A 12,943-nucleotide genomic window follows, 5' to 3' on the forward strand; every position below is an offset into this window, starting at 1 on the left:
CTTCTTGGTATTCATCTAAGAAATTTAGAATATGAATTGGTTTAATCTCATCTAAGTACATATCACCAAAGTATGGCAAAATTTCTTTTCCCATAATATATTCATAAGTTTCAATCGTCTGATCATCTAAATGTTGAAGGGCATATTTTTTCTCCCAGTCTTTTATAAACATCCTAAAAGTTCTTTTTCCAGGTGTTATATATGCGCCGGCTTCAATTTCTGTTTTGAATTTATACCATTCGCTCTCAAGATATTGGCGAAGCTTCTTTTTAGTTTTCAATAAGGCTGGATCATCTATTTTTATAGTTTTTACTTTCCGTTTACGTTTGCTCTTAGTGCCAATATCAACGACTAAACGGAAAGATTTATCATTTCTTTTTTCAATAGTTGGCATATAAGATCTCCTCCTCCGTATATTTTTGAGTTAGGAAAGCATGATATTTAAAACTAAATAGCTTGCGGAGATACATATCTAGGCGTATCTCTGCGAATGGATACGTAACTTGAAATAAGTTGGATATGTAGGCTATTGCCTCTCGTTTGGAAGCCGGTAAAACGAGATTCCTCAACATAAAAGTGGGAACAGCGAAGTGATACATAAAAGCATTTGCCTGATTCTCCTGCAGCTCCCTAAATAGGGATGGGATCTTGTATTGAACACCGACATGATTAATGTGATGGCAGAGTTCATGGCAAAAATCTTCCCATTGCTTCTTTTTAGACATACGTGAATCAAGGATAATACAAGCCATCCCCAGTAATTTCACAGCTACACTCTTTTCATTTTTGTAGTAAATTAATATCTTTAATCGTTCTGCGATTTTTTCTAAGTCTCCAGTTCCTGGCTCAGTAATTCCTATACCGGAATAAATAGATCTAATTCTTTCTTCAAGTAATGATAGTTGAAACAAAATAAATCCTCCTGCAGTAACTACAAACCTATGTTCGGTTTTTTGTTTAAAAGAAAAGCCTGAAAAAGCAGGCTCATTTTAATGATCTAAGTTAATCTTTATATCTATTTTATCCCCTAGTGCTGTAGCATTCTCATCGCTTGGGGATGCAACCCTTAGACGAATTGAATCTAAATTTTCTATATCATCTTCATTTTGAAAGATATAAAAAACAGATCCACTGTCTTTCACTTTCCCAATATACTCTCCTAGAAGGTCGTCGCTTTCATCAAGAGAAGGTTCCTCAACTTGTACTCCGGTGCTTGTAGCAAGTTTTATACTATCTGGAGTGAAATTCACTACTCCATCAGATGTATTCTTCGCTTCCAGTTCAAGTTCAATAAAAGGCGTTTTCTCATTAGCCACCGCTGCAATTACTCTTTTCACAGTAAGTTGCATAGGGCCGGATTTAGCTGTGGTTTCTTTATTGCTTATGGCCGTTACTTTTGCTGTTCCACCATCAATTTCATATACATCTCCAACTTCATTGGGCCCGTTTTCGGAAATATCCTGACTCTCCGACGAGCTATTATCAGGAACACTGCTTTTGTTCCCGGAAGATGAAGAAGAAGACTCTTCACTATTTTTGCAGGCTGTGAGTAACACGAGCGAAGCAATCAATAGCAAAGTCCCCAACCTCTTAAACAATTTTTGTCCCCCTTTTGATTTTCTTTATATCTCAATCAATTTACTTATTCGTGAACAGTTTATTTTACAGTACACGCTTACCGCAAAGCCTTGGTAATTATATGTTTTCATGGGGCTGAAAATTTTTAATTTAACAGTTAATTTTCTTTTTGTTAAACAAATGCTAAACAAATGTTTTACCAAAAGAAGAATTAAGAAGTTAAGAATTAAGAAGTGGAGAATGATTGTCTGCTATTCATCGAACCCTTTTTTGAGAAGATACTCTAAAAGCTCTTTCGCTTGTTCCTTGGTGATTTTTCCGTCACGGCCAGCAATTAAAGTTTCAGGGTCATTTAAGAGTTCATCTATTTTTGAGTCATGGGAGTCACCTTTTAGAAGGTAGTCTGTAGAGACATCCAATACTTTAGATAAACTAATAATTTCTGAATCAGTAATAGGGCGAGTACCTTTTTCTATACGGTTCATAACAGCATAATTTAGGTTTACACGGCGAGCCAACTCCCTTTGGGACCAGCCTTTTCTTTCTCTTAATAAAACGATCCGATCACCTATATTCAATGTTTTCACCACTTTCCAAGTAAGACAAATGATATCACGTTTCCGATATGGAAACAAAAAAAGTTTCTAAATTGTAAACAAAAATCGTTGACATTTCTGTTTTAGAAATGTATTATGTGATTACAGTGTTTCTGAAACAGAAACGAAAGGAGTGAAGAAATGCAGCAGCTTAATTTAATTTTCATCAAGAATAGACGTAAAGAATTAAAAATCTCTCTGCAATATATGGCGACAAAATTAGGTTTCAAAACTGGCTCAAGTTATTTGAAATATGAGCAAGGCCTATACGCTTTTAAAGCTGAACAATTGCCGATCTTAGCACACCATTTACAATGCAAAATAACAGATTTTTTTGCAGAAAACGTTTCTGATTTAGAAACAAGTAGTGCTTAAGGGATTTCGTAATGAGAAATAAACCGTTAATCCCTAAAAATAATGATTAATGGTGAGGTGTGAAATTTTGCAACGAACAGCATTAAGCCCTCAAGAAACAGCTGCTTTTTTGGGGGTTCATAAAGAAACCATTTATAGCATGGTAAGAAACAACCAAATCCCTCATTTTAGGGTGGGGAGGAAGATTTTCTTTAGGGTTGATTCACTCAATGCATGGATAAAAGAACAGGAAGAAAACAGCGTGCTTACTATTGAAATGTAGATTTCTTCCACCTAAGAGTACAACATGCTCCGACACAAATCTGTTCTGTTTCAGAACATGTTCCATTTTGGAACATTGAGGGGGGGTGAACAAGTTGAAATTAGGGGCACTACTTCGAAGCACACGGGAGCGGGCGGGTCTTTCTCAAGAACATCTAGCTGAATTACTACACCGATCCCGCAGCTGTATATCAAAATTTGAAAACGACAAAAAATCTTTAGATGTTCCTACATACGTACGATGGATGGAAGCGACAAATGCAAAGGAGGCTATGATTGCAACGTTATGCGGCATTGATCCGAGTGCAGTCGCTCAAAGCATCCAAAACATCATGACTCTATTTGGAGGTTGAAATGAAAAACGAAATGGAAAAGCCAGTCTATACGGGCATTCATCATAGTGGAATAACACTGGAAATGATCTGTATTGAAACATTGCACACAAGAATCATGGAAGCGTTAAAAACGGGAGACACAGCTAAAGCGTTTGAGGCTCATAAAGATGTGTTGCGTTCGTTGATCCAGATCAAACGATATCAGACTGCCGAACGAGTGGAAAAGTTGAAGGCATCATCAAAAATAGTATCTGTCCAGTATCCGGAATCATTAAAAAAATTGAGAGGAATGGTTTGAAATGAAATTTGTCTTGTCTGTCAGCAAAGTCATGAAGGGGCGCCAAGTTAGAGAAAAGATTGAGGAGTCACGTGAAAATCCTGCGAAATTATACTTAGCAGACGCTGAAGCGAGAAAAGAATGTCAAATCAGAATGGAACAAATAAAAAAGCAGCAAGCCGGCACGCTCACTGCATAAAACAAATGTTCGTATCTATTATACCGCTCTTTTGAGAGCACGGCAAGTTTGTTCTTGTCGTCAGGCCAGGGGGAGAGGCGCTATCCCACAACCCCCTTGACTTTGTCTCTTTCTCTGGTCTGACGATGCGTGCAAGCATCAGAAAGGAGTGTGAGTAAATTGGGTAATACGTTTGACGCTGTGGAGGACTTAGTCGCGGCAACAAAAATTATCGGCGAGCTCCGTGCAGATATGTCGATTGTGAAGACAATGGCATCCTTATTGGCAGAGAGTAAAGATATTAACGTTCTGCAGAATACATTGAACAAAATATCTGATGACATTTCAGCATCACTGGCAAAACACAAATTTTAAGCATTAAAAAAGCTCACTGTGCAGAGTGAGCTTCGGAAGGTGTTGCAATCTTTGGTACTACCAAGTTTACTTTATCACCTTCCAAAAATCAAATATTGGAGGTCTTTGACAAATGAACGAAGTTTTTTACACTGAGCCATTTAGCGAGAATTATCGCGATCAGGTCAATCTGGCATCTGCCGGGGGATCTATCTCTTTTGATATTCAAGGGAATGCGGCTTTTCGTTTTCCTACTGCCGCCGCTCGTGAGGAATATCGCGCTCTTAAACAAAGAGCTGAAGGAGGCGGCAACAAATGAAAAAGGAAATGAAGCTATTGAAGTTGGAACTGCTGAATTTCAAGGGTGTTAAGCAATTCACCCTTGATACTCAAGGTGAGAATGCCAAGGTGTACGGAGATAATGCCACTGGTAAAACAACCCTATTTGATGCCTTCATCTGGCTGCTGTTTGACAAAGACAGTCAAAACAAAAAGGATTTTCAAATTAAGACACTGACAAAAGAAAATGAACCGGTATCCGGATTGAATCATGAGGTAACAGGAGTTTTCGTTGTTGACGGTAGTCATCTCACTCTTAAAAAAGTTTATTCCGAGAAATGGACGAGAAAGCGCGGCAGCAGTCAGGCTGTATTTTCTGGCCATACCACAGATTATTTTATTGATGGTGTGCCGGCAAAGAAAAAAGAGTTCAATGATCGTGTAAATGGGATCATTTCGGAAGATATTTTCCGCCTTGTCACTTCTCCATCATTTTTCAATGAACAAATGAAATGGCAGGACAGACGAAAGATTCTCCTTGAAATTTGCGGTGACATTACGCAAGAAGAAGTTTTTAAAGCGAATCCATCCGTAAAGGCTTTAGAGAGCATCTTAAACAAACGATCAATTGAGGATCACAGAAAAGTAATCTCGGCCAAACAAGCGAAGATAAATAAAGAGTTGAAGGCGATTCCTGTCAGGATTGATGAAGCGCTCCGGTCGGTCGAGGATATATCTGACCTAAATGAACAGGAATTAAACGACGAAATCAATTGTCTCCAAAATGATATCGATTTGTTGGATGATCAGCTGCAATCCGCTCGAAATGGAGAGGCGGTATCGGAAAAAAGAAATGCCATCCTGCATATAGAGAACGAGCTTCAGGAAATGAAAAATGCTCATCAGGAGAAAGAATACAGCAATATCAGGGCACTGAAAGAAAAACTGTTCTCAGTAAAAAATAAGCTGGAGGAAATTTCTCTGGAGATTAAATCGAATACCCGTCAGCTGTCGCTTGAAAAAGACAACCAGGAAAGATTAACTGCGGAAATCCAGTCGCTGCGCCAGAATTGGCTCGATAAGAATGAGGAAACGTTTGATCAGCATCAAACTGAATGCCCTACATGCGGCCAGGCATTACCGCCGGAACAGGTTGAACAAGCGAAAGAGAATTTCAATTCTCACAAAAGCAGTGAATTAGAAAAAATTAATGAGCGGGGTAAATCGCGTAGCGAAGAGCTGAAGAGATCAGAAGACATAATTGCAGAAATAGAGTCATCCGCTCAAAAACTGCAGAAGGATTATGAGAGCAAAAGTGAGGAATGGTCACAACTTGATACTGAAATCAAGGCGGCCGAGAGCAACATGTCAGATATCACCACGGATGATGCTTACAAAAACAAACAATCAGAAATTGATAGCATCCGTAAACAGATTGAGCAATTGGAGTCATCAAAGAACGAAGCAATTCAATTGATCAAAGATGATATTAACGGCAAAAAACAGGAGATGCTGCTGCTTCAAAAAGATTTGGCGAAAATTTCGCATTCTAAAAAAGTGAACAAGCGGATCATGCAGCTTGAAGAGGAACAGAAGGGCTTAGCCGAGGAGTATGAAGGGCTTCAGCATCAACTCTATTTGACTGAGGAATTTGTTCGTACAAAGGTAGATCTCCTGGAAGAAAAAATAAACAACAAATTCAAATTTGCCCGCTTTAAGCTCTTTAAGAGTCAGATCAATGGAGGTCTTGAAGAGACGTGCGAAACGCTATATGAAGGCATTCCGTACTCTTCCGGCTTGAACAACGCCGCCCGAATAAATGTTGGACTGGACATCATTAATACCCTTAATGAGCATTACGGCATTTCTGCTCCAATCTTCGTAGATAACTCTGAAGCGGTGACTAAATTGATCGATACAAATTCACAGATTCTCAGTCTGATTGTCTCTGAAAAAGACAAGCAGCTGCGGATTGAATTAGAAGATAGTACGCTCATTCCAGTGGATTGTGAGGTAAGTGCATGAGTGAAATTGTCACAGTAACAGTAGTTACGGGGAAAGGTTGGGAAGATCAACGCCGTGAAACCTTGCGTATAAATTCGGAAGAGATTATGCATGTGGGTCCGCTTTCTGAATGTCCAGAAGATGCGATTTTAGAAAGAGATTTAGTCGGACCCTCCGACTTTGCTGAACTGCTTAAAAATTTTCTAATTGAGCATAAGGGAAAACAGGTGAAATTTGTGTACGAGGATGAGGAGGATTCAAATGAGTAATCAACAAGTAGCAAATACAACGAAGAAGAGCACTGTGGTCGATCAAGTAGCTGCAAAAGTTCAGACGTTTCAGGAAAATGGGGAGATTCATTTCCCCCCTTCATATTCACCGGATAACGCCTTGAAATCGGCATATCTCATGCTACAGAACACGAAAACCGGTAAACAAGATGGGAACCGACCTGTACTCGATGTTTGTACAAAGGAGAGCGTTGCTAATGCACTGCTAGACATGGTTGTGCAGGGTCTTAACCCGATGAAGAAGCAAGGATACTTTATCGCTTATGGGAATACACTGACTTTTCAACGTTCGTATATGGGAACAATGGCTGTAACAAAAAGAGTGGCTAAGGTTAAAGAGATAAATGCTCAAGTCATCTATGAAGGTGATGACGTTGAGTATGAGATCGAAAAAGCGAAAATTACAAATTTCAAACATAAAACCAAATTTGGAAATATCAATAAAGATAAGATCATGGGTGCTTATTGTGTACTTGAATTTGAAAATGATACTGACTATATAGAACTCATGACAATTGATGAAATCAGAAAAGCATGGAGTAAAGCGCAATTTTGGGGAAAAGATCAAACCGCAGAGAAGAAAGGATCGACACATGATGACTATAAGCAGGAGATGGCAAAGAAGACCGTAATAAATCGGGCCTGCAAACGGTTTTTAAATAGCTCAGACGATGAAAGCCTTCTGATGAATACTATTCAAAAATCAGATGATACAGCAATTGAGGAAGCCACAAAGGCCGAGATTGAGGAGAACGCAAATTCTGAGGTTTTGGACATGCAATATGAAGAAGTTTCAGAGACTCAATCCGGGGACGAGCTTAGGGAAGAACCGGCGGTAGAAGCAAAGACTGAAGCTCCAGAGAACAAACCCTCTGCTTTTGAGAACGGACCAGACTTTTGATTGAAATTACAGCCCTGTCATCAAGCAGTAAGGGGAATTGCTATCGGGTTACCGATGGTAAGACCCCGCTTCTTTTGGAATGCGGCATCAGCTTTAAACAGATGCAAAAAGGCTTTCAGTTTAGAATGTCTCAATTCGCTGGCTGCCTTGTCTCTCATGAACATGGGGACCACTGCAAAGCTATTAAGGATGTTCTGAACGCCGGCATTGATTGTTATATGTCTCCTGGGACGGCCGGAGCAATTGGCCTCACTCATAACAGAATTAAGCCTGTGCCCGTAAAACAGCCGTTTAAGGTTGGTTCCTGGTCTATTATGCCCTTTGACGTGCAGCACGATGTAGCGGAGCCGTATGGCTTCCTATTGGCGAATGACGCCGGGGATAAACTGCTTTTCGCCACTGATACCTATTACATACGCTATAGGTTCCCTGGTCTCACTCATATCATGGTGGAATGCAATTACTCAGAGGAGATATTGAATGAAAATATTGAGAGCGGCATTACCGCTCCCGCCATGAAAAAGCGCCTTTTACAATCTCATTTTAGTTTAGAAAACGTCAAGAAATTTTTAATGGCCAATGATTTAAGCAAAGTACAGGAGATATGGCTGCTTCATCTTTCAGAATCAAACAGCGACGAAAAGATCTTTAAAGAAGACATCATGAAATTGACAGGAAAGGTTGTCTATATCCCGTGAGTGAACTGATTAAAACTACGTATCCTTATTGCTATGTGTTTTTGGCACAGACTTCTGCTCCGCATATGAGAAAAGCTGTGCTTGAGAATTATATTAAGACATTCATGAGCAAGTATGAGCCGAGCCTTGAATATGTGGCTATTAAAGGCACTTACGCTCTTTGTCGAAGAAAATAAACTCTTTGGAGAGGAGGAAGGCTCTTGTCAGGCTGGGTGAAATTATACAAGTCAGTCGTCGATCATGAGATCTTTACAGATAATGTGGGCTTTAGGCTATTTACCTTCTTAATGGCTAAAGCAGCTTATCAGGACGGTATGAAAATAAATGATTATGAATTGAAGAAAGGACAATATATCCGCTCGTATTCAAAACTATGTGATGATTTAGCAGTAAAAAAGGGACGAGGGTTAACCAGATTTACGAGAGCGGCAATTAAGGCTGCAGCTGAAAGGCTTCAAGCAAAAGGCATGATTGCTGCAGAGGAAACGGAATACGGAATGCTCTGGACCATTGTGAACTATTCGAAATTTCAAGGCTCTGAAAGAATCGTAAATGAAGAGAGCTTTTCAGAAAGGCGGCAAATATCCCAACCAATTGATGAGAAACTGTCTCCTTTCCAAAAAATCGAGGAAAAGTACCTGTCCCGAAAGGGCGGCATGTTTACAACCCCATATGATGTGGCTGCCATAAACAGAATCCTTGATCAACAAATTCCAATTGGGGACGTCCTGACTTGGATAGATGAAATATTTGATCGTTACGTTCCTAAGCATCGAGCGGATGGTATCAAATCCTTTACTTACTGTGAGCAAGGTATTTTAGACAGGTGGCACGCTAAACAGAATCCACCTCCAAAAACAAACGTTTCGGAGTTCCGGCCGCGCGGATCAAAACAAGAGGAGAGTTTTGCCGCACTTGAAGCATATGCCAAAGAAAACGGCATTTCGATGGGGTGATCATATTGAAAAAAGAAGAAGCAATGAAAATTCTAAGGCGGCTCTCCGCCGCGTATACCCGCTTTGATTTAACAGGGGATGTGGGTATGGAGCGGATTGGATTATGGATGGAGCATCTGACTGAAATGCCGTTCAAACCTGTTTATGACAAAGTCAATGAGCATATTTCTAATAAACCATTTCCTCCGACTATCTCAGAAATTAAAGTCAAACAACCAGAGAAAAATGAGTTTTTAGAGCAACAGAAAGAGTGGGAACGGAATGCAAAACATGCTAAAAAACCTTGAAGCAGAAGAGAGCCTGTTGGGCTGTATCCTTGTTGAAAATGAATTGATTAAGGAAACCACCTTGGAGCCGAAACACTTCGCAGATGAGCGGCATAAACGGATTTTTAAGGCTATGCGAGATGTAGATTCCTCTGGCCAGCCTGTTGAAATCGTGACGGTGGTTACAGAGTTAGGAGAAACTGTCGAAGCGATCGGCGGCACCGGCTATCTTGTCGATTTAGCCAGTGCTGTTCCATCTGTTATTAACTTCGAGACCTATCAGACATTAATCTACGAAGCTTTTAAACTGCGTGATATGCAAAAGGCCGCTCTTGATTTTGCAAATAATCCAAGCGATGAGGGAATTTTGCAGGTTTATCAGAAGACCGTGGAGCTGCAGGAGATCGGTGTTACAAATAAACGAACTAAGATGGATGTTTTAACCGAGATTTACGAAGACATGTATCAAGAAAAAGGAGAAATAACAGGTGTGGAATCCGGTTTGGCCGATTTAGATGCTATGACTGGCGGCTGGCAGGACAGTGATTTAATTATCGTAGCTGCCCGGCCTTCTATGGGAAAGACTGCTTTCGCTCTAAGTTTGGCGCAGAATGCAGCGCTAAAAGGTGGGGTTGTCGATGTTTTTTCTTTGGAGATGTCCGACCGTCAACTCGTTAACCGGATGCTCAGCAATTTAGGTTCAATCGAGGGTACAAAATGGAGAAACCCGCACAAGTATTTCAGTGAAAAAGACTATGAAAATGCAAATCGGGCCATTGGTGAATATGAAAAATTAGACATCTATATTCATGATAAACCGTCACAGTCAGTGGCTGATATTCGTTCTGCCATTCGGAAGACCAAAAAGGACCACCCGGACAAAAAACATTTGGTTGTGATTGATTATCTTCAATTAATCCGACCTATCGGCAAATTTGAAACGAAAAACTTAGAGGTCGCAAGCATAACGGGCGAATTGAAGAACATAGCCCGGACCTTCAATGTGCCAATCATTCTTCTTTCTCAACTTTCTCGCGGCGTTGAGCAGCGGCAAGATAAGCGGCCGATGATGTCTGACCTTCGAGATTCAGGCAGCATTGAGCAGGATGCCGATATCGTTAGTTTTCTCTACAGGGATGACTATTACGATAAACAAAGCGATCTGAAAAACGTAGTGGAAATCATTTTTGCAAAACAAAGAAACGGATCCGTCGGCACTGTCATGGCTGCCTTTATTAAAGAGTACGGACGATTCTTAAACCTTGATAGACAAATGGAAGCCCTTGTGGGTTAAAAAGGAGCGGTTTTATGCCAAATAATGAAGTGGAGAAGCGGAGAGAATTTCTAATCAATGAATTGATTCGGTATGGCTATTCCATTGAAAAAGGAGCGGACTTGAGCCATTTGACGCTATTCGATCTGGAGAACCTCACAATTCAAGTAAAATGCCAGTTTGGCCGCAAGCTATCCGAAGAGGAGGAATCCTGCTGATGTACACCGTCCTGGCACTCATTTACGTGGTAAAGGAAGGCGAACAGCAGGAAATGATCATACAGCAGTGGATTCAGGATGACGGGAGGTAACAGCATGATCCAATTTACTATTTATGGGGAGCCAGTTGCACAGGGGCGCCCCAGGGCAGCCACAAGAAACGGCATGACCAGGTTATATGATCCAAAGAAATCAAGGGATTTTAAGCAATACGTTAAACTTGCCGCCTCAGATCATCGGCCAAGTTCCTTGCTGACGGGCCCGCTTGAGTTAAGAGTCAAGGTCTATAAATCTACCTTGAAGAGTTTCAGTAAGAAAAAAGCGGCTGAAGCTGAACAAGGATTACTAAGACCCAGCAAAAAGCCTGATGTGGACAATTATATAAAGGGCATTAAAGACGGCTTAAATAAAGTCCTCTGGCATGATGACAGTCAAATTGTAGACCTCCATGTCAGTAAGTATTACAGCCAAAACCCAAGAATCGAAATTCTAGTAAAACCACTATCACAAGAGGAGGAACAATTATGTCTTTCGTTGACTTCAAAGGAATCGTAAAAAAGGTGAACCACAAACCCAAAGGAATTACCGAGGTCGTTCTGGAGGTCCCAACTAAAGAGGTAGGAAGCGGCATTCAAAATTTAGCCGAGATGATTGATAAGGACGTTCAGGCGCAACTGGAGAGCGAGGTTGTACAGTTTAATGTACAAGTCAACGCGCTCACCGATCGCCCGATTATTAATTACACAGTTGGCTCTGATGGAATTGTAAAGGTAGCAGATCCGGAACCAGAACAACTTGAGGCAAACCTCGGGCTTCCTAAAGAGAAGCCAAAAATCGAAGAAGTAACAGAGGAAATCGAGAGAAAGGTTGTTGACTCCTTCATTACTGAAGATATGGCCCCGATCCTTGATGGATTCCCTGTATACATTACTGAAATGGCTAAGCGGCGCATAGAGGGTGAATCATACCGGAAGATTGCGAATGATTATGTAATGTCTGCAGAGGGCCTTATAGACCTTATCAACGAGTACAGAAAAGAAGTTGCTCCGTATGCTCAAGCTTGGTGGGACTGGAAGCAGGATCAGGAAGCGGAGGCAGAGCCGATGGAAAAGCAGGCGCCGCGTGTTCCTCTTGATGAAGCTGATAAACCCGAGCCGTCAACCGAGGATGAAAAAGAGGATGAGAATAAGGACGAGGACGAACACGGAGCGGCATAAATGGGGAGAAGGAAAAAGCAGCCGCGTTGGTATCTGCTGTTTCGCATAGAGGATGGACAAGCTGTCCACCTCTATGAACCTTTAAAGAAATACGAGCTGGTGAGCCGGATCCGGAATGGATGGAGGGTAAGAAGATGACAGAGAAGAGAAAAAAGCTCTTAGAAAAATTGAGTGATTTCCGCATGGTTCCTGGCCATGGTCCTGATCTTTCCGCGATGACAGATGAGCAATTAGAAAAACAACTATGGTTTTTAGAAACTGCTTTCAAGACGGCTTGGGAAGAAGCAGATAATGAGGACGGTGATGATATATGAGCGTAAGACATCATCTGAAAATCTTACCGGAATATTTTAAAGCGCTGAAGGATGGCCGAAAAACTTTTGAAATAAGGCACGATGATAGAGGATTTAAGGAAGGGGATACCCTCTCTCTAAATGAATGGCAGGACGGATACACTGGCCGCTCAATTGAAGTAGAAGTGACATACGTTACAGATTTTGAACAGAAGTCAGGCAATGTCGTTCTCGGCATTAAAAAGAAAGTAGGAGAAGGCGATGATTGAGATATTTGAAGGTGATTGGGTAAGAGCAAAGGGGAACGGGATCGTCGTAACGGGATATGTAGAGGAAATCAGAAGGAACTCAGTTGTTATCCGCCTTGTAGATGGAGAAATAATAAATGCTTCAAGCCGGGTAGTGAAGAAGATGGATGACACGCTGCATGCCGAAGACCTTGATACAATGATTGATTTTTCCTTATTTATGGGGGATGAAGAATGGTTTCGGGAATTGTCTGAACTGAAATACAAACGCGGTGCCCGTATAACATAAAAAAACCGCAGCACAAGGCCCCGGTTTTAGTTAATCTCGACAATTAATTATAACACG

At 41.0% G+C, this 12,943-nt stretch carries 24 protein-coding genes (1 of these 24 only partly in view); 20 read left to right on the forward strand and 4 right to left on the reverse strand.

From position 1 onward, the window contains the following. From GNE05_RS00975 to GNE05_RS00990, 4 genes are all read right to left on the reverse strand, one after another. On the reverse strand, window positions 1-394 hold the 5' end (the start) of the coding sequence (locus GNE05_RS00975) for a tyrosine-type recombinase/integrase (RefSeq protein WP_053285436.1). 785 nt of this gene lie to the left of the window's left edge; only the first 394 of its 1,179 coding nucleotides appear in the window; it begins with the start codon at window positions 392-394; its stop codon lies off the left edge, out of view. After that, on the reverse strand, window positions 381-911 hold the full coding sequence (locus tag GNE05_RS00980; protein ID WP_053285435.1) for an ImmA/IrrE family metallo-endopeptidase: 531 nt from the start codon (window positions 909-911) through the stop codon (window positions 381-383). The genes GNE05_RS00975 and GNE05_RS00980 overlap by 14 nt, the downstream gene beginning before the upstream one ends. Window positions 912-989: 78 nt before the next feature. After that, the gene (locus GNE05_RS00985; protein WP_053285434.1) at window positions 990-1,598 is read right to left on the reverse strand and encodes a hypothetical protein; all 609 of its coding nucleotides are present in this window, start codon (window positions 1,596-1,598) and stop codon (window positions 990-992) included. 231 nt (window positions 1,599-1,829) lie between these two features. Beyond that, complete coding sequence (locus tag GNE05_RS00990) at window positions 1,830-2,165, reverse strand: helix-turn-helix domain-containing protein (RefSeq protein ID WP_224994200.1); 336 nt, start codon at window positions 2,163-2,165, stop codon at window positions 1,830-1,832. 150 nt (window positions 2,166-2,315) lie between these two features. Between GNE05_RS00990 and GNE05_RS00995 the strand changes: the two genes are divergently transcribed. From GNE05_RS00995 to GNE05_RS01085, 20 genes are all read left to right on the forward strand, one after another. Beyond that, window positions 2,316-2,549 (forward strand): helix-turn-helix domain-containing protein, encoded by a 234-nt coding sequence (locus tag GNE05_RS00995; protein WP_053285433.1) that lies wholly within the window; start codon window positions 2,316-2,318, stop codon window positions 2,547-2,549. A 67-nt stretch (window positions 2,550-2,616) separates the two neighbouring features. Beyond that, on the forward strand, window positions 2,617-2,811 hold the full coding sequence (locus tag GNE05_RS01000) for a helix-turn-helix domain-containing protein (protein WP_053285432.1): 195 nt from the start codon (window positions 2,617-2,619) through the stop codon (window positions 2,809-2,811). Window positions 2,812-2,896: 85 nt separating this feature from the next. Next, on the forward strand, window positions 2,897-3,163 hold the full coding sequence (locus GNE05_RS01005) for a helix-turn-helix domain-containing protein (RefSeq protein ID WP_038455948.1): 267 nt from the start codon (window positions 2,897-2,899) through the stop codon (window positions 3,161-3,163). Between the two features lies 1 nt (window position 3,164). Next, the gene (locus GNE05_RS01010; RefSeq protein ID WP_053285431.1) at window positions 3,165-3,443 is read left to right on the forward strand and encodes a hypothetical protein; all 279 of its coding nucleotides are present in this window, start codon (window positions 3,165-3,167) and stop codon (window positions 3,441-3,443) included. 1 nt (window position 3,444) lies between these two features. Then, window positions 3,445-3,621 carry a hypothetical protein gene (locus GNE05_RS20915; protein ID WP_162838276.1) on the forward strand — a complete coding sequence of 59 codons (177 nt, stop codon included), beginning with the start codon at window positions 3,445-3,447 and terminating at the stop codon, window positions 3,619-3,621. Window positions 3,622-3,780: 159 nt separating this feature from the next. Continuing rightward, window positions 3,781-3,975 carry a hypothetical protein gene (locus tag GNE05_RS01015; protein WP_053285430.1) on the forward strand — a complete coding sequence of 65 codons (195 nt, stop codon included), beginning with the start codon at window positions 3,781-3,783 and terminating at the stop codon, window positions 3,973-3,975. 112 nt (window positions 3,976-4,087) lie between these two features. After that, window positions 4,088-4,273 (forward strand): hypothetical protein, encoded by a 186-nt coding sequence (locus GNE05_RS01020; protein ID WP_053285429.1) that lies wholly within the window; start codon window positions 4,088-4,090, stop codon window positions 4,271-4,273. Next, window positions 4,270-6,258, forward strand: coding sequence for an AAA family ATPase (locus tag GNE05_RS01025; RefSeq protein WP_053285428.1), 1,989 nt, complete (start codon window positions 4,270-4,272; stop codon window positions 6,256-6,258). The genes GNE05_RS01020 and GNE05_RS01025 overlap by 4 nt, the downstream gene beginning before the upstream one ends. Continuing rightward, window positions 6,255-6,506, forward strand: a complete 252-nt coding sequence (locus GNE05_RS01030) for a hypothetical protein (RefSeq protein WP_053285427.1) — start codon at window positions 6,255-6,257, stop codon at window positions 6,504-6,506. Before GNE05_RS01025 ends, GNE05_RS01030 begins: the two co-directional genes overlap by 4 nt. After that, complete coding sequence (locus GNE05_RS01035; protein WP_053285426.1) at window positions 6,499-7,428, forward strand: recombinase RecT; 930 nt, start codon at window positions 6,499-6,501, stop codon at window positions 7,426-7,428. Before GNE05_RS01030 ends, GNE05_RS01035 begins: the two co-directional genes overlap by 8 nt. Next, a complete protein-coding gene (locus GNE05_RS01040; protein ID WP_053285425.1) occupies window positions 7,425-8,126 on the forward strand; it encodes an MBL fold metallo-hydrolase in 702 nt (233 codons plus the stop codon). The genes GNE05_RS01035 and GNE05_RS01040 overlap by 4 nt, the downstream gene beginning before the upstream one ends. A gap of 200 nt (window positions 8,127-8,326) precedes the next feature. Further along, window positions 8,327-9,082: a hypothetical protein gene (locus GNE05_RS01045; protein WP_053285424.1), complete on the forward strand. Its 756-nt coding sequence runs from the start codon at window positions 8,327-8,329 to the stop codon at window positions 9,080-9,082. A gap of 5 nt (window positions 9,083-9,087) precedes the next feature. Continuing rightward, window positions 9,088-9,369 (forward strand): replicative helicase loader/inhibitor, encoded by a 282-nt coding sequence (locus GNE05_RS01050; RefSeq protein ID WP_053285423.1) that lies wholly within the window; start codon window positions 9,088-9,090, stop codon window positions 9,367-9,369. Further along, on the forward strand, window positions 9,344-10,642 hold the full coding sequence (gene dnaB / locus GNE05_RS01055; protein ID WP_053285422.1) for a replicative DNA helicase: 1,299 nt from the start codon (window positions 9,344-9,346) through the stop codon (window positions 10,640-10,642). The genes GNE05_RS01050 and dnaB overlap by 26 nt, the downstream gene beginning before the upstream one ends. Before the next feature lie 14 nt (window positions 10,643-10,656). After that, a complete protein-coding gene (locus tag GNE05_RS01060; protein WP_053285421.1) occupies window positions 10,657-10,839 on the forward strand; it encodes a hypothetical protein in 183 nt (60 codons plus the stop codon). Between the two features lie 96 nt (window positions 10,840-10,935). Then, window positions 10,936-11,394, forward strand: coding sequence for a RusA family crossover junction endodeoxyribonuclease (locus GNE05_RS01065; protein ID WP_053285420.1), 459 nt, complete (start codon window positions 10,936-10,938; stop codon window positions 11,392-11,394). Next, window positions 11,364-12,056, forward strand: coding sequence for a hypothetical protein (locus tag GNE05_RS01070; RefSeq protein ID WP_053285419.1), 693 nt, complete (start codon window positions 11,364-11,366; stop codon window positions 12,054-12,056). The genes GNE05_RS01065 and GNE05_RS01070 overlap by 31 nt, the downstream gene beginning before the upstream one ends. Before the next feature lie 134 nt (window positions 12,057-12,190). Then, window positions 12,191-12,370 (forward strand): hypothetical protein, encoded by a 180-nt coding sequence (locus tag GNE05_RS01075; RefSeq protein ID WP_053285418.1) that lies wholly within the window; start codon window positions 12,191-12,193, stop codon window positions 12,368-12,370. Continuing rightward, the gene (locus tag GNE05_RS01080) at window positions 12,367-12,618 is read left to right on the forward strand and encodes a DUF3850 domain-containing protein (RefSeq protein WP_053285417.1); all 252 of its coding nucleotides are present in this window, start codon (window positions 12,367-12,369) and stop codon (window positions 12,616-12,618) included. Before GNE05_RS01075 ends, GNE05_RS01080 begins: the two co-directional genes overlap by 4 nt. After that, on the forward strand, window positions 12,611-12,886 hold the full coding sequence (locus GNE05_RS01085; protein WP_053285416.1) for a hypothetical protein: 276 nt from the start codon (window positions 12,611-12,613) through the stop codon (window positions 12,884-12,886). Before GNE05_RS01080 ends, GNE05_RS01085 begins: the two co-directional genes overlap by 8 nt. Window positions 12,887-12,943 lie beyond the last annotated feature (57 nt).

Source organism: Bacillus sp. AM1(2019) (genome assembly GCF_009906915.1).
GTDB classification, from domain to species: Bacteria; Bacillota; Bacilli; order Bacillales; family Bacillaceae; genus Bacillus; species Bacillus velezensis.

Bases quoted from the DNA above. Each gene is read 5' to 3' on its own strand.
- GNE05_RS00995 (WP_053285433.1), top strand. From the start codon at position 2,316: ATGCAGCAGCTTAATTTAATTTTCATCAAGAATAGACGTAAAGAATTA.
- GNE05_RS01010 (WP_053285431.1), top strand. From the start codon at position 3,165: ATGAAAAACGAAATGGAAAAGCCAGTCTATACGGGCATTCATCATAGT.
- GNE05_RS20915 (WP_162838276.1), top strand. From the start codon at position 3,445: ATGAAATTTGTCTTGTCTGTCAGCAAAGTCATGAAGGGGCGCCAAGTT.
- GNE05_RS01020 (WP_053285429.1), top strand. From the start codon at position 4,088: ATGAACGAAGTTTTTTACACTGAGCCATTTAGCGAGAATTATCGCGAT.
- GNE05_RS01025 (WP_053285428.1), top strand. From the start codon at position 4,270: ATGAAAAAGGAAATGAAGCTATTGAAGTTGGAACTGCTGAATTTCAAG.
- GNE05_RS01030 (WP_053285427.1), top strand. From the start codon at position 6,255: ATGAGTGAAATTGTCACAGTAACAGTAGTTACGGGGAAAGGTTGGGAA.
- GNE05_RS01035 (WP_053285426.1), top strand. From the start codon at position 6,499: ATGAGTAATCAACAAGTAGCAAATACAACGAAGAAGAGCACTGTGGTC.
- dnaB (WP_053285422.1), top strand. From the start codon at position 9,344: ATGCAAAACATGCTAAAAAACCTTGAAGCAGAAGAGAGCCTGTTGGGC.
- GNE05_RS01060 (WP_053285421.1), top strand. From the start codon at position 10,657: ATGCCAAATAATGAAGTGGAGAAGCGGAGAGAATTTCTAATCAATGAA.
- GNE05_RS01065 (WP_053285420.1), top strand. From the start codon at position 10,936: ATGATCCAATTTACTATTTATGGGGAGCCAGTTGCACAGGGGCGCCCC.
- GNE05_RS01070 (WP_053285419.1), top strand. From the start codon at position 11,364: ATGTCTTTCGTTGACTTCAAAGGAATCGTAAAAAAGGTGAACCACAAA.
- GNE05_RS01075 (WP_053285418.1), top strand. From the start codon at position 12,191: ATGACAGAGAAGAGAAAAAAGCTCTTAGAAAAATTGAGTGATTTCCGC.
- GNE05_RS01080 (WP_053285417.1), top strand. From the start codon at position 12,367: ATGAGCGTAAGACATCATCTGAAAATCTTACCGGAATATTTTAAAGCG.
- GNE05_RS01085 (WP_053285416.1), top strand. From the start codon at position 12,611: ATGATTGAGATATTTGAAGGTGATTGGGTAAGAGCAAAGGGGAACGGG.